A 19,354-nucleotide genomic window follows, 5' to 3' on the forward strand; every position below is an offset into this window, starting at 1 on the left:
GATGACCGAGATTCGTGCCGTCAGTACTCGCAACGCGCCCACCGTGGGCTTCTCGGCAGGCACCGCCGCGCCGCTGTCCCAGGCGATCGTGCACGGGGACACGATCTACTGCTCGGGGACCGGCCCGCTCGACCCGGAGACACGCACCATCGTCTCCGACGACTTCGCGGCGCAGGCGAAGCAGACGCTGTCCAACCTGGTCGCGGTCGTCGAGGCGGCCGGTGGCAGCCGGGAGACGATCCTCAAGTGCACCTGCTTCGTGGCCGACGTCGCGAACTTCCCGACGTTCAACGCGGTCTACCGGGAGTTCTTCGAAGGCACCCCGCACTTCCCGGCCAGGACCACCGTGATCGCCACGCCGCACCGGACCGGGGTGCAGGTGGAGGTCGAGTGCATCGCGGCCGTGGCCCGGCCATGACCGACCTCGTGCTGCTCGGCGGCCGGGTGCACGCGGTGGGCGCACCCGCCGCCGAGGCGGTCGCTGTCACCGGCGGCCGGATCTCCGCCGTCGGGTCCACCGAAGACGTCGCGGCCCTCGCCGGGCCGGCCACGCGGGTCGTGCGGCTGGCCGGGCACACCGTGCTCCCCGGGCTGATCGACTCGCACTGCCACTTCGAGCAGGCGGGCATGGCCGGCCACCTCGTGTCGTTCGCCGGTGCGCGCACGCTCGACGAGGCCCTGGCACGGGTGGCCGGACTGGCCGCGACCAAGGCGCCCGGCGCGTGGGTGCAGGGACAGATGTGGAACCCCGTGCTCCAGGTGGGCCGGGCGCCGACCCGCGCGGAACTGGACCGTGCCGCAGGCGGCCGTCCGGTGTTCCTGCCCGAGGGCCACGCCGCGTCGGTCAGCACCGCGGCGCTGCGGCTGGCGGGCATCGACCCGGACGGGCACGACGGCCGTCTCGTCGAAGGTGACGTGCACGCCGTCGCCCGCATCGTGCCGCCGTGGACACCCGGGGAGCGGGCCGCGCAGCTGACCGCGGCGATGCGGGTGCTCAACGAGCACGGGATCACCTCCGTGGTCGCCGGCGCGCTGCCGCCGTCCGACGTGGACGTGCTGCGCGACCTGGCCGAATCGGGCGCCGCGACCGTGCGGGTGGCGGCCATGGTCACGCCGACCGGCGAGCTGAACCCGTCGGTCTCCGCGGCGGAGTGGCGTGATCTGCTCGCCGCGGGCCCACCGAAACCCGTTGGCGACCGGTACCTCACCCGCGGCGTCAAGCTCCAGGTCGACGGCGGCATGACGCTCGGCACGGCGGCCACGCGCGAGCCGTACGAGAACAGGCCCGGCCATCACGGCGAGTTGTTCGTCGACCGGGCCCGGCTCACCGAGCTGGTCGGTATCGCGCACCAGGCGGGCTGGCCGGTCGGCACCCACGTCGTCGGCGACGCGGCCATCGACCTCGCCCTCGACGTGTACGAGGCCACCCGGGGCGGCACCACGCTGCCGGACGTGCTCATCCACGCCAGCCTCATCCAGCCGGACCAGATCGCCCGGGCTCGCGCACTCGGCGTGCAGGTGGCCGCGCAGGTCCCGTTCCTGTGGCGCAACCGCGACGCCATCGCGGGCCACCTCGGCGACGACCGCGCCGACGCGGCCGTGCCGCTGCGGGACCTCGTCGACGGGCTCGGGATCGACGGCGTTGCCGCGGGCACCGACTACCCGGTGAACGACCTCGACCCGTGGCAGAACATCCACGCCATGACCACCCGGCAGGACGCGCACGGCCGCGTGGTCGGCGCGGCACAGGCGATCACGCGCGCCGAGGTCATCCGCCTGTACACCACCTCGGGCGCCGCGCACACCGGTGAGCAGGCGATCAAGGGGCGGATCGCGTCCGGCTACCTGGCCGATCTCGCGATCGTCGACGACGTCCGGACCCTGATGACCATCGTGGACGGACAGGTCGTCCACGACACGGGTCTGCTCGACTAGAGCCTGTATCGAAGTGGTTTGCGGGCCGGTGCGGGTAGCGGAACCTGAGGCGGCCCCTCGCTCCGGGATCGCCTCCTCATGACCGCCAGGTCACCACGGAGGCGCTGTCCTCGCGAGGAACCGCCTCAGAACCCGCGGCGGTGCAAGCTGACGGCGCAGGAACAAGCGGCTCCGCCACTTGGAAACACAACCTAGGAGGTAACCGATGCACCCCAGCAAGATGCCCATCGTGGAGCTGCGGAAGGCCGCCGACGAACTCCAGGCGGCGGGGAAGCGGGTCAAGGTGCTGTGGCAGGAGAGCGAGTCGCTCGCCTTCCTCGCCCGCGGCCGCGAGTACCGCAGCGAGTTCCACCTCAACCCGAGCGACGAGGTGATGTTCATGGTCCGCGGCTCGATGGACCTGCACTACCGCAAGCCGGAGGGCGGTTCGGACGTCGCGGTGATCCCGGAGGGGGCCACGATCTTCACGCCGACCGGTATCGCGCACTCGCCCCGGTTCGCGCCCGACGCGTTCGTGCTGGTGATCGAGCGGTTGCGGCGGCCGGGGGAGCTGGACCGCTTCCGCTGGTTCTGCCCGAAGTGCGACGAGTTCCTGCACGAGGAGGCCGTGCACGTCAGCGACTACCGCACGGATCCGGTCGCGGGCGCGTACCAGCGCTTCTACGGGGACGTCAACGCGCGGACGTGCAAGGCGTGCGGCACGGTCATGCCGGACGAGCGCCTGTGAGGCCCGCGGGCGAACTGGTCCTCGACGCGCTGCGGGCACACCCGGACCGGGTGGCGTTCGAACACGCGGGGACCGCACTGTCCTATCGCGACGCCGAAACCACGGTGCTCGGCCTGGTCGAACTGCTGGCGAAGCTGCCGTCCGAGGACACGGTGGTGCAGGTCCGGCGCAACGATCCGCTGCAGTGGCTCGTGACCGCCGCGTGCTACGTCGCAGGCCGCCGGTCGGCCGGGATCCCGCCGGGCACACTGGACGACGCCGCGCTCGCCGAACGGCTCGGCCGGATCGGCCCCGCGACCGTGCTGTCCGATGTGGATGTCCCGGCGCCCGGCGGGCCGGTCGAGGTGGCACCCGCGGACGTGGTGGTGCGGCTCGGGTTCACGCGCGGCACCACGGGCCCGGTCAAGGGCGTCGAGCTGACGAGCGGGGCGCTGGGCGCGGTCGCGGTCCTGCTCCGGGACACGCTGCCCTGGCCGGACCGCCCCCGGGTGCTGTGCCCGGAGCCGGTGTCCGGCGGCTTCGGCAACCTCGTGCTGCCGGCGCTGCTGCTCGGTGGCACGTTCACCATCCCGGACGAGCCCGGGGTGGACGCGCTGCTGGACGCCGTCGTCGCGTACCGGCCGACGGTGCTCCTGGCCATGCCGCCGACGTTCCGGGCACTGCTGGACCACCCGCGGGCCGCGGGCGTCGACTGGTCGAGCCTGAAGCTGCTGATCTACAGCGGCACCTCACTGACCGACGACGAGATCGACCGCGCGCACGCGCTGTTCGGCCACGTGCTGTGCCAGGTGTTCGGCCAGGTCGAGGCGCCGAAGACGATCGCCTACAGCACCCCGGACGACCACCTCGGCCCGCACCGCTCGTCGCTGGGACGGCCGTTTCCCGGCATCGAGATCGACATCGACGCGGCGGGCGAGCTGTGCGTGCGCGGGCCGAACATCGCGCGCTCCTACGCGTTCCCGCCCGGTTCTCCGGTCCGCGATGGCTGGCTTCGCACGGGAGACCTGTGCCGTCTCGACGACGGCTACCTGTACCACCTCGGCAGGACGCGATGAACCGCCCGGTCGTCGACGTGCACACGCACGCCCTCCCGCTGCCGCTGCTGGACTGGCTGTCCGATCAGGGCCTCGCCGAGCGCGGCGACGGGGTGGTCCGGATCGACCCGGTGATCTCCGGGATGCCGCAGGGCGCGCCGATCCCGTTGCCCGCCGCCCAGTACGACGTGGACGAGCGGCTGGCCGACATGGCACGCACCGGCATCACCCGGCAGCTGGTGTCGGTGCCGCCGTTCGTCACCTGCGCCGACGCGACCGACGAGGGGAGGGTCCTCGACACGGTCCGGCGCGGCAACGACACGCTCGCGGAGTTGCTCGCCGGGCATCGCGGAGTGCTCGATCCGCTCGGCCACGTGCCACTCGGCACCGGGAAAGCCGCCGACGAAGCCCGGTACTGCCTGGAGGAACTGGGTTGTGCCGGCATCGCCATCGGCACCCGCGGGCTCGGCGCGGAGCTGGACGACCCCGTGCACGAACCGCTCTGGGAGTACCTGGCGGAGCGCCGCGCGTTCGTGTTCCTCCACCCCAACAGCACGCCCGGCGGCGCCCGCCTCGCCGACTACTGGCTGCCGCAGCTCGCCGGGTTCCCCATGGAGACCGCGCTCGCCGTGTCCCGGCTGGTCCTCGGGGGCGTCCTCGAACGGCACGACCTGCGCGTGTGTCTCGCACACGGCGGCGGCTGCCTGCCCGCCCTGCAGGGCAGGCTCGACCTCGGCTGGTCCCGCAAGGCGGTCGCCCGCACCACCCCGCACCCGCCGAGTGCCTACCTGCGCCGCCTCTACTACGACACCGCCACGTTCTCGGCCCCGCTGCTGGGCAGGCTCGTCGAGGACTTCGGCGCCGGCCACGTGCTCGTCGGCACCGACTACCCGTTCGAGCTGGCCGACGCCGATCCACTCGGGACGGTCGACGCGTTGCGGCTGGCGCGGCCGGACGCCGCGCGGATCGAGTCCGGCACGATCACCGCGTTGCTGGGCGGATCGGCGTGACGTCGGCAGTGCCGATGCCGTCGTAACCGTTGGCCAGCTCCCGGGAGATCGACAGCGCCGCGAGCCGCAACGCAGGTTCGACCGCGGTCAGCGCCCGCGCGTGCGTGACGGTGTGCGACACCACCGACAACGCCGCCACCACCCGGCGGTCCGGCCCGGAGATCGGCGCCGCCACCGACACCGTGCCCAGCGACAGCTCCTCCGCGCACCGGGCGATCCCGGTCGCGCGGACCTCCTGCAGCGACCGCATCAGGATCCCCGGCATCACGATCGTGTGCGCGGTGTACCGCTTCAACCCGCCGGCCAGCACGGACTCCTGCAGCTCCCGCGACGCGTGCGCCAGCAGCACCTTGCCCACCCCGGTCGCGTGCAGCGGCGCCCGCCCGCCGACCCGCGTGACCACGTCGACCGAGCGGCGGCCCCACACCCGCTCCACGTACAGCACCTCGTCGCCGTCGAGCACCGCGAGGTGCACGTTCTCCGCGGTCGCCTCGTACAGGTCCTGCATGAACGGCAGCGACACCTCCCGCAGTGTGCGTGGCGCGGGGCAGAGCGCCCCCAGCTCCCACAGCCGCAGGCCGATCCGGTAGACGCCGTCCCGTTCCTTCTTGAGCGCACCCAGCTCGACCAGCTCGGTCGCGATGCGGTGGACGGTCGACACGGGCATGCCGGTCACGGCGGCCAGTTCGATGAGCCGGAGCGCGGGCCGCTCCTGGGAGAACGCGTTGAGCAGCGCGAACACCCGGCCGGCCACCGTGCGGCCGGTGCTCGCCTCGCGGGGAACGCTCATGATCGGCACCGGTTCGGTCATGGCCGCGCCCACAGCGTCCGGCCGGGGTCCTGACCGGCTGATCCTAACCCGGACGACCCCGATCGTCGGAGGTCGAACGCGAGCAGGCCGATCACGGCCGCCGCGACGACGGTCATCGCCAGCGCGAGCGGACGCAAGGCGCCGGTCGCCCCGACCACGCCGACGGCGAGGATGGCGCCGACGTAGCGTGCCGACTGGAACAGGCCGGCGACCACCCCGGACATGCGTTCCGGTGCGCGTTCGTACATGAGGCGCAGCAGTCCTAGGTTGCACAGCCCGTACGGGATGCCGAGCACGACCCCGTCGAGCACGATGAGCCACGCGGGTGTCCCGGGCCCGAACGCCGCGAGCGCGGCCACCCCGACCAGCAGCAACCCGCCGGAGAGCGGCAACGTCCACCGGCCCGCCACGCGAGCGCCTGCCACGGTCACCACCACGCTGCTCGCCGCGATCGGCATGACCAGCAGCCCGGCGGCCGCCGCGTCGTACCCGAGGGTGTTCTGCAGCCATGGCGGCAACCCGTAGAACGCGCCGTAGTAGGCGAGGTTGAACAGCACGAACGTGCCGAGCACCGGCACCAGTCCCGGTGCGGCGGCGAGCGCGCGGACATCCACGAACGGCGCCGCCGCCCGACGCTCCCACCACAGGAACCCGGTCGCCGCGACCACGAGCACCACGGCGGCCGGCCACGAGCCGCGGAGCATCAGGTCGAGCAACGCGACGACGGCCGCCGCGAACAGCAGCACGCCGAGGGGGTCCAGGTTCATGCCGTTCCGCTGCCGCTTCTCGTCCGGCCCGATCGCCCGCCACGCCAGCACCAGCGCGACCAGCATGACCGGCAGGTTCACCCAGAACACGGCCCGCCACCCGGCCCACTCGGTGAGCAGCCCGCCCAGCACCGGCCCGACCGCACCCGCGGTCGTGTTGGCGGTGGCGACCGCGGCGAGCCGCCGCACCTCGCCGCCGCGGCGGATGACGAGGACCGCGCACGGGAACGCGGCGGACACACCCGCCGCCTGCACACCGCGGCACAGCACGAGCACCGGCAGCGACGTCGCGGTGGTGGCCGCGGCCGAGGCGATGGCGGCGACGGCCATCCCGGCGGCGAACAACCGCCGGGGCCCGATCCGGTCGGCGACCCGTCCCAGCACCGGCTGGCAGACGCACGCGGTCAGGTAGAACACGGTGACGACCCAGGTCGTCGTCCCGGGCGGCAGCGCGAACTCCCGCCCGATCGGGGCGAGCGCCACCGCCACCATCGACGAGTTCAGCGGCGCCAGCAGCGTCCCGGCGAGCAGCGCGGTGACCGCGATCCCAGTGCGCGTCATGCGGTCACGTGCAGCAGGAGCTTGCCCTCGACCTTGCCCGCGGCGAGATCGCGGAGCGCCCGTGGCCCGTCTTCGAGCGGCAGCACGTCGTGCACGCGGTGGCGCAACCGCCCGGCACCGGCCCAGTCGAAGATCACCCGCAGGTTCGCCTCGTGGACCGCGCGTGCCCGCCGCACGAACTCGCCGAAGAACACGCCCACCACCGACGAACCCTTCACGAGCGGGATGTTCAGGCCCACCCGCGGGATGTCCCCGGACGCGAACCCGACCACCAGGTACCGGCCCGCCCACGCGACGGCACGCACCGCGGCCTCGCCCACCGCGCCGCCGACCGGGTCGAACACCACGTCCGCGCCCCCGCCGGTCAGCTCCTTGATGGCGGCCTTGGCGTCCGTGCCGCCGTAGGAGAACGTCTCGTGCGCGCCGTACCGCAGCGCCCCGTTCGCGCGTTCCGCCGTGGACGCACCGGCGATCACCCTCGCGCCGAGCAGGTTTCCGACGTCCACCGCGGCCGAGCCGACCCCGCCCGCCGCGCCGAGCACGGCGAGTGTCTCGCCGGGTTTCAGCCCCGCTCGCTGGACCAGCGCGTGGTAGGCGGTCGAGTAGGTCACCAGGATCGCCGCCGCCTGCCGGTCGGTGACGTGCCCGGGCAGGACGGTGACCCGGTCCGCGCGCACCACCACGGCCTCTCGCGCGCACCCGTACTCCTCGTTCCCGGCGACCCGGTCACCCACCCGCACCGACGTCACCCCGGCGCCCACCGCGACGACCGTGCCCGCGTACTCGCTGCCGGGGGAGAACGGCGGTTCCGGCCGCACCACGTGCGTGCCCGCGACGACGAGCGTGTCGTGGAAGTTCAACCCGATGTGGCTGACCGCCACCACCACCTCGCCCGGCCCGGGGCTCGGCGACGGCACATCGAGCACGTCCAGCTCGCCGAGGCGCGTGCACACGAGCGCGCGCATCAGGCCACCACACCCGCGGCGAGGAACCCGTCGACCTCGGCCGCCGAGAACCCGGCGGCTCGCAGGACCTCCCGGGTGTGCTCGCCGAGTTCCGCGGGTGCGGTGCGGATGCCGGGCAGTTCGCCGTCGTAGCGGACCGGGTGCCGCAGGACCGTCGCCGGTTCACCGTCCACGTCGAACTCGGCGAGCAGCCCTTCCGCGGCCACCTGCGGATCGGTGCGCACGTCGTCGTAACCGGCCACCCGCTCGAACCAGAAACCCCGGGGCCCCAGGCGTTCCGCGACCTCCGCGTAGGTCATGGCGCCCAGCACCTCGGCCACCGCCGCGGTGTACTCGTCGCGCTTGGCCCGGCGCGCCTGCTGGTCGTAGGCCGCCAGCACGGGGGAGCCGAGCGCGTCACCGAGTTCGTCCACCGCGCCGTGCACCGCGATCACGACCGACGCGTCCCGCAGCCGGTACACGCCGTACGGCGCGTCGATCGACCAGCACGCCAGCTCGGCCGGGCGCTCGAGGTCCGCGGCGGTCCGCCTGCCGGAGAAGTACAGTGCGAGCGACTCGGCCTGCAGGTCGAGCCCCGCGCCGAGCAGGCTCGACTCGACCCGCGTACCCGCACCGGTGGTGAGCTTGCGGGCGTAGGCGGCCAGCACGCCCATCGCGAGCAGCGCCGCGCCGTGGTGGTCCACGACGGGGGTGCCCGCCGCGGTCGGACCGTTCCCGGTCACGTCGACGAGCCCGGTCCGGGCCTGCACGAGCAGGTCCACACCGGGACGACCCGCCATCGGGCCACGGGAGCCCCAGCCGCTGGCGGAGGCGTAGATGATGTCCGGTTTGATCGCCCGGACCGCCTCGTACCCGAGCCCGAGCCGGTCCAGCGCGCCGTCCCGGTAGTTCTCCAGCAGCACGTCGGCCCGCTCCATCAGCGGGCGGAGCACGGTCAGCGCGTCCGGGTGCTTGAGGTCGACGACGATCGACCGCTTGTTGCGGTTCACCGACAGGAACGTGACGCTGCGCCCGGCGAGCCGGATGCCGCCGCTGCCCACCCGCCGCTCCCACGACCCACCGGGTGGCTCGACGGTCACCACGTCGGCGCCGAGGTCGGCGAGGTACTGCGCGGCGGCGGGTCCCTGGACGAAGTGCGCGAAGCTCAGCACCGTCATCTGATCGATCATGCGGCCTCCCTGCGGCAGTGGTCCGCCGACCATAGGAACGCCGGATGCCCGGGTCCTACGACACGTTTCCGGTGAACGGAAACGGATGCCCTGTTCGCGGCCGGTGGTCCGGCAGGCTGTCCACATGGCACGGATCAGGCTCCCCGGATGTGTGGTCGAGTGCGCGGTCGCCGGCGACGGGCCCGCGGTTCTGCTGCTGCACGGATGGCCCCAGACGGGGTACGCGTGGCGGCACGTGGTTCCGCTGCTCGCCGACCGGTACACGGTCGTGGTCCCCGACCTGCCCGGCTTCGGCGCCAGCTCGCGGATGACCGGCGGGTACGACAAGCGGTCCGTCGCGGAGGTGGTGCACCGGCTGATGACGTCGCTGGGGTTCGGGCGGTACCACGTCGTCGGGCACGACGTCGGCGGTCAGGTCGCATACCCGCTCGCGGCGCTGCACGGGGACGCGCTGCTGAGCCTGACGTTCGTCGAGGCGGGCATTCCCGGACTGGGGGACAGCCACGCCGCGGCGAACCCGCTGACCGGAGGGTCGTGGCACTTCGGGTTCAACATGGTGCCCGACCTGCCCGAGTTCCTGCTGGCCGGGCGGGAACGCGGCTACCTGGAGTTCATGTTCCGCCGCGACTCGATCGGCCTGTACGTCACGGACGCCATCGACGACGTGGACCTGGACACCTACGCCCGTGCCCTGGCCGCACCCGGTGCGGTGCGCGCGACCATGGGGTACTACCGGGCGCTGCCCCAGGACATCGAGGACAACCGCGCGTTCCGCGCCGCTGGACCGGTCACGGTGTCCACAATGGTCGTCGGCGCGCGGTACGGTGTCGGGCTCGGGTGGCTCGACACCGTCGAAGCGGCGGCGTCGGACGTGTCGTCGTGCTGGGTGGAGGACTGCGGGCACTACGTTCCGGAGGAACGTCCCGCGGAGCTGGCCGGCATCCTGGTGGAGAGGTGGGAGTCGTGACCGATGTGGTGCTGATCCACGGCGCGTGGCACGGCGCGGGGCACTTCACGGCCCTGGCCGCGGCACTGACCGCGCGCGGGCACCGGGTGCTGGCGCTGGACCTGCCCGGCCACGGCACGCGAGCCCGCTTCCCGGCGAGCTACCTGACCAGGGACACCGCCGCACTGCGCACCGAGCGGTCCCCGCTCGCGGACCTGACGCTGGACGAGGTCGCGAGGGACGTGATCGCGGCCCTGCGCCGCCGGTCTGTGCTGGTGGCGCACAGCATGGGCGGCACGATCGCGACCCGCGTGGCGGAACTGGCCCCGGAACTGGTGGCACAACTGGTGTACGTGGCGGCGTTCGTCCCGACCCGGCTCGGCACCGCGGGCGCCTACCTGGCGCTGCCGGAGGCGAAGACCGCGCTGGGTGGCGGCCTGTACCTGGGCGATCCGGCGGCCATCGGCGCGGTTCGCATCGACCCGCGCAGCACCGACCCGGCATACCTGGCGGAACTCCACGCCGCGTACTTCTCCGGCCTGGACAGTGCGGGCTTCCACGCGCTGGCCGCGCTGCTCAGCCCGGACCAGCCGCTGTCGTTCCTAACCACCCCGGCGGGCGCGACCGCCGAGCGGTGGGGCCGCGTCCCGAGGACGTACGTGCGCACGACAGCCGATCGCGCCCTGCCGGTCGAACTGCAGGACGTGATGATCCGCGACGCCGACGACCTGGCCCCGGCGTTCGAGCAGGTCACGCTGGACGCCGGTCACGCGGTCTTCGCAACCCACGCGGACCGGCTGGCACGCCTGGTGCACTGACCGGTTGGGGATGGTCGAGGCAGCCGGGTGAGATGCAGCTGCGGCGCAGCCCGAGGGCGGTGCAGGAACGCGGCGACGGGTGGACGTAGCCGATACCGCGGCCGCGGACCTGCTCGCTGCGCACCAACCCGACAGCTGTCCACAACCTCACGAGTCACCACGCCGAGTGCACTGACCGGCGCCCCGGGACCGCGGCGAGCAGTTCGCGGGTGAACGCGGCCGCCGGCGCGGCCAGCACGTCGGCCGTCGGGCCCGATTCCACGACGCGGCCGTCCCGCAGCACCACGAGGTGGTCGGCGGCGGACGCGACCACCGCGAGGTCGTGCGAGATCAGCAGGTACGCCAGCCCGTGCCGGTCGCGCAGCCGCCGCAGCAGGTCCAGGATCTGCGCGCGCGTCACGGCGTCCAGCGCGGACACCGGCTCGTCGAGCACGATCAGGTCCGGCCTCGACGCCAGCGCACGCGCGATCGCCACCCGCTGCCGTTGCCCACCCGACAGTGCGGACGGCCTGCGCGAGACGTACGAGGTGGGCAGGCCGACGTCCGCGAGCAACCCGAGCACCCGCCGCCGCCGTTCGGCCCTGCCGATGCCCCGCAACGGTTCCGCGACGATCCGGCCGACACGCCACCGCGGATCCAGCGAACCGAACGGGTTCTGCGCCACGAACTGCACCCGGCCACGCCCGGCCACCGGCGGTGTGCCCGCCACGAGCACGCTGCCGCCCGTCGGCTCGGTCAACCCGGTGACGACCCGCGCGATCGTCGACTTCCCGGACCCGGACGCACCGACGAGCCCGAGCGCGCCCGCCCTGCCCAGCGTGAATGACACACCGTCCACGGCCACGGTCCTGCCGAACGACTTGCGCAGGTCACGCACCTCCAGCAGTGGTCCGGCCACCGGCGGCCGCGCTGTCCGGGGCCGCGGCGCCGAGTCGAGCAGCAGGCGGGTGTAGGGGTCCCTCGGGTCGCCGAGCACGGCCGCCGTCGGACCCTCCTCCACGATGCGCCCACCGGACATGACGGCCACCCGGTCCGCCCGGTCGGCCGCGACGCCGAGGTCGTGCGTGACCAGCAGGACGCTCGTGCCGTCCGCCGCCACGGACGCGAGCAGGTCCAGCACGGTCTTCTGCACGGTCGTGTCGAGTGCCGACGTCGGCTCGTCGGCGATCAGCAACGCGGGCCGGCCCGCGAGCGCCATCCCGATCAGCACCCGCTGCCGGTAGCCGCCCGACAACTGGTGCGGGTACGCGGCGAGCACCCGGTCCGGATCGGGAATCCCCACGCGCGCCAGCTCCGCGGCCGGGTCGGCTGGGTTCCCGGTCAACCGCAACGCCTCCTCGACCTGAGCGTGCACGGTCATCAGCGGGTTGAGCGCCGTGCCCGGGTCCTGCGGCACGAACCCGATCCGCCGGCCGCGCAGGTGCCGCCACCGCCGGTCCGGGAGCCGTTCGACGCGTGTCCCGTCGAACGTGATCGCGCCGCTGACCCGTGCCGTCGGCGGCAGCAGGCCCACCGCGGCGTGCGCGAGCGTCGACTTGCCCGACCCGGACTCGCCGACCACGGCCACCACCTGGCCGGAGTGGACGGTGAGGTCCGCGCCCGTCACAGCGGCGTCACGTCCATAGTGGACGGTCAGGTCCCGTACGGTCAGCATCGGTTCTCCGATCGCAACGTGTGGCCGAGGTGGTTGACCGCGAGCACCACGGCCACGATGACGACGCCGGGCAGCGTGGTGAGCCACCACGCCGAGGCGAGGAAGGGGCGGCCCGCCGCGATCAGCGAGCCCCACTCCGGCTCCGGCGGCGGGGCACCGAACCCGAGGAACCCGACCGCCGCCACCGTGAGGATCGCGTTGCCCAGCTCGAGTGCCGCCAGCGCGGCGACCGGGCTCGCCGCGTTCGGCAGCACGTGCGTCATCAGCGTCGTGTTCCGGCCGGTGCCGCACACGACGGCCGCCTCCACGTACCCGGCACCGCGGACCCGGACGACCTCGGCTCGCATGATCCGCGCGAACACCGCGGCCGCGGACACCCCGACGGCGATCGCCACGTTGCCCGTGCCGGGACCGAGGACAGCGACCACCATCAGCACGAGCAGGAACGACGGCACCGCGAGCAGCACCTCCACCGCCCGCATCACCACGTCGTCGACGACACCCCGAGCGGTGCCCGCCACCAGTCCGAGCAAAGACCCGGCGAGCACCGCGATGCCCACCGCCAGGACGGCCGCCGACAACGACGCCGCCGATCCGTGCACCACTCGCGCGAACAGGTCCCGCCCCAGTTCGTCGGTGCCGAAGGGGTGAGCGGCACCGGGCGGCCGCAACCGGTCGGCGATCGCGCCCCGCACCGGATCCGCCGCGGTGAACAGCCCGGGCGCCAGGGCGGCCGCCACGACCACCACCAGCACGGCGACGGCCGCCAGCACACCTGGTCTGCGGAACATCACCCGCGCTCCCTCGGGTCGACCAGCGGGTGCAGCAGGTCCACGGCGAGCGCCAGCACCGTGACGAGCGCGGTCGTGACCACCACCAGCCCTTGCAGCACCGGCAGGTCCCGGGTCGTCACCGCGGTCTCCACGAGCCGGCCGAGCCCGTTGCGCGCGAACACGGTCTCCACCACGACCGAGCCGGACAGCAGCCAGCCCACCAGGAGCGCCACCATGGTCAGCGCGGGCATCGTCGCGTTGCGCAGCGCGTGCACCGACACCACCCGCGCCACCGACGCGCCCTTGGCACGCGCGGTGCTCACGTAGGGCTGCCGCATCTCCGCCAGCAGCCGCACCGAGAGCACCTGCGCCACGAACGCCGACGACGGCACGGCCAGCGTGATCGCGGGCAGCACGAGCCCCGCCAGGCCGTCGCCGCGAGCCGGGAACAGCCGCAACCCGAACGAGAACACCTGCAGCAACACCAGGCCGAGCCAGAACGTCGGCATCGACAGCGACAGCCCCGGCAGGCCACCGAGCAAGCGGCGCAACCACGGTCTGCCGGTGTGCGCGGCGAGCCAGGCGATCGCGAACCCCAGCGGCACGGCCAGGAGCAGCGCCGCGCCGGCCAGCGCCAGCGTCCTGGGTGCCGCGTCGGCGATCGTCGCGCCGACCCCGCGGCCGGTCTGGAACGATGTGCCGAAGTCGCCGCGCAGCGCGTGCCACAGCCCGTCGAGGTACCTGACCAACGCGGGCCGGTCCAACCCGAACTCGGCACGCAGCGCGGCCACCCTCGCCTCGTCGACCGCGTTCTCCGGGCCGATCATGATCCGCACCGGGTCGGCGGGCAGCAGGTGGAACGCGGCGAACGTCAGCGTGTAGGCAGCCAGCACCACGACGGCGGCCTGTCCGACCCGCCGCAGGACGAACCGGCGCACGGTCAGCCCCTGACGTCGAGGAGCACGCTGCCCGGCTCCACGTCCTGGCCGGTCCAGAGCACGACGTTCCCCGGCCGCAGCCTGCCCAGCAGCGCCAGTGTCAGCGCGCGCTGGCCGCCGGTCGGGATGACCCCGCCGTCGGGCACGGCGACCACGCCGTCCTCCCGCAGCACCGCACACCCCGACCAGGTGGCCGTGTCCGCGGTGGACGTCCGTTGCGGACCACTCGGCCGCGCGGCGTACCGGTGCCCGCGCAGCGCCTGCCCGAGGTCGGCCGTCCACTCGTGCCCGTCGAAGCCCACGACGAGCGTGAGGGGGCGGGTCCCCGCCGGTCCTGGCGGACCGGGGACGAGCCGGTCGGACAGGCTGACCACCTCGACCTCACCCGTCGCCTTCGCGGGCGCGGACAGGCTGGCGGTCTGCTGGTCCGTGGCAGGCACGAAGAACGCGACGTCCTCCGGCACGAGCGTGCCCGCGCGGTACGTCAGCAGGTACGCCGGGCCGAGCACCGGCCCGTCCAGCGCGACCGGCGGCAGCACCACCGCACCGCCGTGCTGGAACCCGTACGCGCCGTCGGCCCGTGCGCCTGCGACGACCTCGGCGGCGAACCGGACGATCGCCTCGTGCGCTATGCGACGGGTCATGACCTGGACCGCGAACCAGTCACGGGCGTCCTGCAGGTGGGTCAGCCCGTCGGGCCCGGCGAGCAGCGGCACCTCGGCCGGGTTCGTGAACGGGATCAACGCGTCCCGCAGCAGCACGAGCTGCCACAGCCACTCGTTGTACAGGTTGCGGGCCGGATGCAGCTCCGGCCCGCCGATCAGCCTGCGGACCACCGGCGGGATCCACGAGTAGCCCACGCAGCTGCTGTGGATGTCGGCGGGACCCGTCCGTGGCGGTGGCGGTGCGTCCGCGACGAGGTCCAGCACCAGTGCCGAGACCGCGTCCGCGTTCGCGGCCAGTTCGCCACGCACCCCCTGGTCGACGAGGCCCGCGTCGAGACGGAGTGTCGCGTAGGGACCGGAGGTGGCCAGGCAGGCGGCGAGGCCGGCGACGAAGTCGGCCCTGGTCTCCTCCCCGCCACCGGCGGCGTCGACCGCCGCGTCCAGCAGCGACCGCGCCGCCGCGACGAACGAGGCGGCGGTCACCGCCCGCCCGTCACCGAACTCGTGCCACGTCATGCGCCCACCTCCGCGTCGGAGAAGATCGGCCGTCCCGAACCGTCCAGCCGCACCCCGGACACCCGGGGCGCCAGACCGATCGACGAAGCCTGCTCGAACAAGGGGATGCCGTGCCCGCCGGCGAGGATCGCCTTCGCCGCCGTGTCCACGGCCCGTGTCCGCTCCCCGGGGGCGAGGACGGTGGCGATCGCCGCGATCGCGGCGTCCAGCTCGTCCGGTGCCGTGCGGCGCAACGGGTTCGCGCTCGCCACCGGGTACAGGCTCGCCAGCACCGCCGGGTCGCCCCGGGTGACCGCCCAGGACACGAAGTCGTAGTCGCCGGCGCTCTGGCGTGCGCTGTTGGTGGCGTCGTCCAGTGGCGTCACCCGCAGCTCGATCCCGACCTCGGCCAGCTGCTGGGCCATGAGCTGGTAGACCGCGCCGTACCGTTCGGTCGCCGAGTACACCAGCGTGAACGACGCCCGCACGCCGTCCGCACCAGGTCGCAACCCCGCCGCGTCGAGCAGGCGGACCGCCTCACGCCGGTCGAACGCCAAGTCCCGCGACCGGTCGGCGTAGCCTGGCGTGGTCGAGGCGAGGACGTCGGTCGCCGGGCGCTCGCCTGCCGACAACAGCGGCGCGAACTCCGCGCGGTCCAGCGCGAGACCCACCGCGCGGCGCACCGCGGGATCACGCAACGCCGGCCGCGATTCGTTGGGCAGCAACGTGTACACGACGCCGGGCCGGGTGCCCGTCAGCAGCCGGGGACCCTGGACGTCGTCGCCGCCGAACGACGGCTCGTCCTGCTGGAGGACCTGCAGGTCGGCGTCGAGCTGACCGGAGACGAGGCTGCCGTGCCGTGCGCTCGGATCGGTGACGATCGCGAAGACCAGCGTGCGCACCCGCGGTGTGCCCTGGTGCGTGGCCAGGTCGCTGGCCCACGCGTAGCCCTCGCGCGCGGTGAGCCGCACCTCCTCGTTGAGCGCCACCGCGTCGAGCACGAACGGGCCGGAGCCGGTGAGCGTGCCCGCGCACCGCTTCTCCGGGGTCTCCGCCAAGGTCTCCGGCGAGAGCATGCCGAGCGTCACCATGGACGTGGCCTGGAGGAACTGCGCGCTCGGGGTGTCGAAGCGCACCTCGACGGTGCGCGGGCCGGACGCGGTGGCGCCCGCGTACCCGGCGAGGTAGGTGGCGCCGAGCGGGGACCGGGCACCGAGCGCGGCCACGTCGTCGAGGTTGGCGACGACCGCGGCGGCGTCCAGCGGGGTGCCGTCGCTGAAAGTCACGCCGTCACGCAAGGTGAACGTGAAGCGGGTGGCCCGCTCGTCGACCGTCCACGACTCCGCCAGCCACGGCACGATCTCGCCGGTCCGCGGGTCCTGGTCGGTGAGCGAGTCCACGAACTGGCGGGACACCTGGAGGTTCGGGGTCTGCGGGGTCTGATGTGGATCGAGGCAGCCGATCGGCGCGGCGAGGCCGGCCCTGAGCGTGGCCGCCGGGCCGCTCTCGGCGCCGCCGGTGCCGCAGGCGGTGAGCACTGCCGCCCCGCACAGGAGGAGGGATGTTCGTCGTAGCACGGCGCCGAGTATGTGCGCCGGAATCATCGCGGCCGGGCTCGCGTTTTCACTCTCCGGAAAGCGTTCACGGAGTGGGACGACGGCTGCCGCTGTCGAACCGCGTGCTAGTTTCCGCGCGGAGCAAGGGAAGGAGCGCAAGCGATGCCGCCTCGAAGTGTCGCGGCCCGCGTGCTGTCCGTGCTGGACGCGGTGGAGCGGGCGTCCGGGCCGCTGCAGGTCACCCAGATCGCCGAGCGCACCGGTCTTCCGGTCGCGACGGCGTGGCGGATGGTGCGGGAGCTGACCGAGTGGGGTGGCCTGGAACAGCAGGCCGACGGCCGCTACCGCCTCGCGACCCGGGTGTGGGCGATCGGCAGCTCCGCCCCGTGCGTGCGCAGGATCCAGCGCGACACGTCCCGCCACATCCGCGAGCTGGCGGCGGCGACCGGCAGGACCGCCTACCTCAGCGTGCTCGACCAGGACGAAGCGCTCGTCGTCAGCCTCGCGCACGCCGGTCCCGGCACGCCGGACGTGCACGAGGGCAGCAGGCTCCGCGCGGACGCTTCCTCGGCGGGATTGCTGTTCAGCGCGTTCGACGGCCCCGACGGCAATCCCGTGCGGGACGGGCGAATCGCGGTGCACCGCGACATCACGGGCCGTTCGTCGATGTCCGCGGCGATCACCGACAAGGCCGGCGCCGTGGTCGCCGCGCTGACCCTCACCGGCGGCCGGGGCGAGGCGTGGCAGCGGCTGCGGCCCGCCCTCGTCGACGCGGCGCGCACGGTCCGTTTCAGCATCTACCGCGACGAGCTGCTCGCGTAGTCATTCTTTGCGGTGAACGCGGGTGTCGCCGGCCGAGGTCAGGAGAGTCTCGGCCGGCCGAGGGGTCAATCGCGGCGCGGCGGCGACGACCTGCCGCATCAGGTCTGACCACTGCTCGAACTTGACCCGGGTGGCGTGCACGATGAAGCCGATCAGCTCTCGCGGCTCTTCGATCGACTCGATTTCGTGTCGAAGTATCCCTCGGCCGGCGCCTGGTTCAACCCCCCACGGTAGTTGCAGAGCAGCACGCGTCGCGATCCTGGCGAACCGCCATTGCGGTGTGGTGATGACTGCTCAACCTGCTGCTGGCGTTGATGGCCGAGTGCAGTGTCAGGAGGGCGGCCGAGCGGATGTCGGTCGGGCAGCGGCGATGAGTGCGTCGTTGTCCCGACTGCGGAAGTTCTTCGAGTGTCGACGACCCCGGGCTTGTCGCCTGGTATTCCCAGTTCGCGAGCCGGTGTCCACGCCCGCCGCGCGACCTCCTGAACCGGGACGCCTGTTACCTATTGCCAAACGTAACGTCTCGACCTACAGTGATGCGCAATGTGACCGAGACCACGATGAGGTGGGCATGACTGCGACCCCGTTCCTTGCCGCCCCCGGATTGCCAGGCCGACTCGGCGACGAGGCCCGCTCGCCGGTGAGCGACGAGCGCTTTTCCCCGGCAATGCTCGCCGGCCTCGCTGCCGTCGGACTCGAGGTCACCGGAGCGCCCCCGCCCGTCTCCTCGTCCGACGACCTCGAGACCGTGCTGGCGGCCGTCCGCGCCGCACACGACGGGTTCCAGGCGCTGTACGAGACGATCGACCTGTCACTGCCCGGCGACAGCGAGGACGTCGACGTGAGCACCGCAAGCATCACCGGTGTGGACGGCAACGAGATCACCCTGCACATCTTCCGGCCGCGTGGCGTGGCCGGCCCGTTGCCCGGTGTCGTCTACGCGCACGGCGGCGGCATGACGATCCTGACCACCGACAATCCGGTGCATCGCCGCTGGTGCACCGACGTCGCCCTCGCCGGTGCGATCGTCGTGATGGTCGATTTCCGCAACGCCTGCACCGCGGCGACCCACGACCCCTTCCCCGCCGGGGTCGAGGACTGCCTCACCGGTGCGGTGTGGGTCCACGAGCACAGGGGCGAGCTCGGCCTCTCGTCGGTCGTCATCCAAGGTGAGTCGGGCGGTGGAAACCTGGCGATCGCCACGGCACTGCTCGCGAAGCGGCGGGGGATCGACGTCATCGACGGCGTCTACGCCAGCGTTCCGTACATCAGCGGTGGTTACGGGTGGGACCGCGAACGGCGACTCGCCGAGCTGCCTTCGCTGGTCGAGAACGACGGGTACTTCATCGAGACAGGCATGATGGCTCTCCTCGTCCGTGCCTACGACCCGCACGGCGAGCACACCGAAGACCCCATCGCGTGGCCCTACTACGCCACCGAAGAGGATCTGCGCGGTCTACCGCCGTTCGTGATCTCGGTCAACGAGCTGGATCCACTGCGCGACGAGGGAATTGCCTTCGCCCGCAAGCTCGCGCGAGCCGGCGTCGCGGTGTCGGCACGGGTGAACCTGGGCATCGTCCACGGTGCCGAGGTCATCTTCCGCCACTACGTCGGTGCCAGCACGAAGGCGGCGGTCGCCGACATCGTGGGGTTCGCGAAGCGGGTGCGCGGGAACTGACCTCGTGCGCGAACGCACGTCGACCCGTGA

The 19,354-nt window shown here is 73.1% G+C and carries 18 protein-coding genes; 9 read left to right on the top strand and 9 right to left on the bottom strand.

Annotation, left to right across the window (positions count from 1 at the left end):
- Window position 1 precedes the first annotated feature (1 nt).
- From ABZ193_RS01525 to ABZ193_RS01545, 5 genes are all read left to right on the top strand, one after another.
- The gene (locus ABZ193_RS01525; protein ID WP_354708440.1) at window positions 2–418 is read left to right on the top strand and encodes a RidA family protein; all 417 of its coding nucleotides are present in this window, start codon (window positions 2–4) and stop codon (window positions 416–418) included.
- The gene (locus ABZ193_RS01530) at window positions 415–1,935 is read left to right on the top strand and encodes an amidohydrolase (protein WP_354708441.1); all 1,521 of its coding nucleotides are present in this window, start codon (window positions 415–417) and stop codon (window positions 1,933–1,935) included. Before ABZ193_RS01525 ends, ABZ193_RS01530 begins: the two co-directional genes overlap by 4 nt.
- 205 nt (window positions 1,936–2,140) lie before the next feature.
- Complete coding sequence (locus ABZ193_RS01535) at window positions 2,141–2,662, top strand: 3-hydroxybutyryl-CoA dehydratase (protein ID WP_020415842.1); 522 nt, start codon at window positions 2,141–2,143, stop codon at window positions 2,660–2,662.
- The gene (locus tag ABZ193_RS01540; RefSeq protein WP_354708442.1) at window positions 2,659–3,717 is read left to right on the top strand and encodes an AMP-binding protein; all 1,059 of its coding nucleotides are present in this window, start codon (window positions 2,659–2,661) and stop codon (window positions 3,715–3,717) included. Before ABZ193_RS01535 ends, ABZ193_RS01540 begins: the two co-directional genes overlap by 4 nt.
- Entirely contained in the window at window positions 3,714–4,706 is a 993-nt protein-coding gene (locus ABZ193_RS01545) for an amidohydrolase family protein (RefSeq protein WP_020415840.1), read from the top strand. Before ABZ193_RS01540 ends, ABZ193_RS01545 begins: the two co-directional genes overlap by 4 nt.
- Here the strand turns inward: ABZ193_RS01545 and ABZ193_RS01550 are convergent.
- From ABZ193_RS01550 to ABZ193_RS01565, 4 genes are read right to left on the bottom strand one after another with little or no spacing between them, the layout of a single operon-like run.
- Window positions 4,678–5,496 (bottom strand): IclR family transcriptional regulator, encoded by an 819-nt coding sequence (locus tag ABZ193_RS01550; protein WP_039791106.1) that lies wholly within the window; start codon window positions 5,494–5,496, stop codon window positions 4,678–4,680. The two genes, ABZ193_RS01545 and ABZ193_RS01550, sit on opposite strands and share 29 nt — an antisense overlap.
- Window positions 5,497–5,513: 17 nt before the next feature.
- Window positions 5,514–6,845 carry an MFS transporter gene (locus ABZ193_RS01555; protein ID WP_354708443.1) on the bottom strand — a complete coding sequence of 444 codons (1,332 nt, stop codon included), beginning with the start codon at window positions 6,843–6,845 and terminating at the stop codon, window positions 5,514–5,516.
- A complete protein-coding gene (locus tag ABZ193_RS01560; RefSeq protein ID WP_354708444.1) occupies window positions 6,842–7,810 on the bottom strand; it encodes an NADPH:quinone oxidoreductase family protein in 969 nt (322 codons plus the stop codon). Before ABZ193_RS01560 ends, ABZ193_RS01555 begins: the two co-directional genes overlap by 4 nt.
- Window positions 7,810–8,979: a CoA transferase gene (locus ABZ193_RS01565; protein WP_354708445.1), complete on the bottom strand. Its 1,170-nt coding sequence runs from the start codon at window positions 8,977–8,979 to the stop codon at window positions 7,810–7,812. The genes ABZ193_RS01560 and ABZ193_RS01565 overlap by 1 nt, the downstream gene beginning before the upstream one ends.
- A 124-nt stretch (window positions 8,980–9,103) precedes the next feature.
- Between ABZ193_RS01565 and ABZ193_RS01570 the strand changes: the two genes are divergently transcribed.
- Complete coding sequence (locus ABZ193_RS01570; RefSeq protein ID WP_354708446.1) at window positions 9,104–9,946, top strand: alpha/beta hydrolase; 843 nt, start codon at window positions 9,104–9,106, stop codon at window positions 9,944–9,946.
- On the top strand, window positions 9,943–10,743 hold the full coding sequence (locus ABZ193_RS01575; RefSeq protein ID WP_354708447.1) for an alpha/beta fold hydrolase: 801 nt from the start codon (window positions 9,943–9,945) through the stop codon (window positions 10,741–10,743). Before ABZ193_RS01570 ends, ABZ193_RS01575 begins: the two co-directional genes overlap by 4 nt.
- A 154-nt stretch (window positions 10,744–10,897) precedes the next feature.
- Here the strand turns inward: ABZ193_RS01575 and ABZ193_RS01580 are convergent, their stop codons facing one another.
- The 5 genes from ABZ193_RS01580 to ABZ193_RS01600 are packed head-to-tail and all read right to left on the bottom strand — an operon-like array spanning window position 10,898 to window position 16,845.
- A complete protein-coding gene (locus tag ABZ193_RS01580; RefSeq protein ID WP_354708448.1) occupies window positions 10,898–12,397 on the bottom strand; it encodes an ABC transporter ATP-binding protein in 1,500 nt (499 codons plus the stop codon).
- Window positions 12,391–13,188 (bottom strand): ABC transporter permease, encoded by a 798-nt coding sequence (locus ABZ193_RS01585; protein WP_354708449.1) that lies wholly within the window; start codon window positions 13,186–13,188, stop codon window positions 12,391–12,393. Before ABZ193_RS01585 ends, ABZ193_RS01580 begins: the two co-directional genes overlap by 7 nt.
- A complete protein-coding gene (locus tag ABZ193_RS01590) occupies window positions 13,188–14,108 on the bottom strand; it encodes an ABC transporter permease (RefSeq protein WP_354708450.1) in 921 nt (306 codons plus the stop codon). Before ABZ193_RS01590 ends, ABZ193_RS01585 begins: the two co-directional genes overlap by 1 nt.
- 2 nt (window positions 14,109–14,110) lie before the next feature.
- Entirely contained in the window at window positions 14,111–15,289 is a 1,179-nt protein-coding gene (locus tag ABZ193_RS01595; protein ID WP_354708451.1) for a hypothetical protein, read from the bottom strand.
- Window positions 15,286–16,845: an ABC transporter substrate-binding protein gene (locus ABZ193_RS01600; protein WP_354708452.1), complete on the bottom strand. Its 1,560-nt coding sequence runs from the start codon at window positions 16,843–16,845 to the stop codon at window positions 15,286–15,288. Before ABZ193_RS01600 ends, ABZ193_RS01595 begins: the two co-directional genes overlap by 4 nt.
- A 141-nt stretch (window positions 16,846–16,986) precedes the next feature.
- On the opposite strand from ABZ193_RS01600, the gene ABZ193_RS01605 reads away from it, so the two are divergent.
- Both ABZ193_RS01605 and ABZ193_RS01610 read left to right on the top strand, forming a co-directional pair.
- Window positions 16,987–17,646: a helix-turn-helix domain-containing protein gene (locus ABZ193_RS01605; protein ID WP_354708453.1), complete on the top strand. Its 660-nt coding sequence runs from the start codon at window positions 16,987–16,989 to the stop codon at window positions 17,644–17,646.
- A gap of 457 nt (window positions 17,647–18,103) precedes the next feature.
- The gene (locus tag ABZ193_RS01610) at window positions 18,104–19,324 is read left to right on the top strand and encodes an alpha/beta hydrolase fold domain-containing protein (RefSeq protein WP_162146019.1); all 1,221 of its coding nucleotides are present in this window, start codon (window positions 18,104–18,106) and stop codon (window positions 19,322–19,324) included.
- Window positions 19,325–19,354: the final 30 nt, after the last annotated feature.

This window comes from Amycolatopsis sp. NPDC006125, from assembly GCF_040614195.1.
Classification (GTDB): domain Bacteria; phylum Actinomycetota; class Actinomycetes; order Mycobacteriales; family Pseudonocardiaceae; genus Amycolatopsis_E; species Amycolatopsis_E tucumanensis.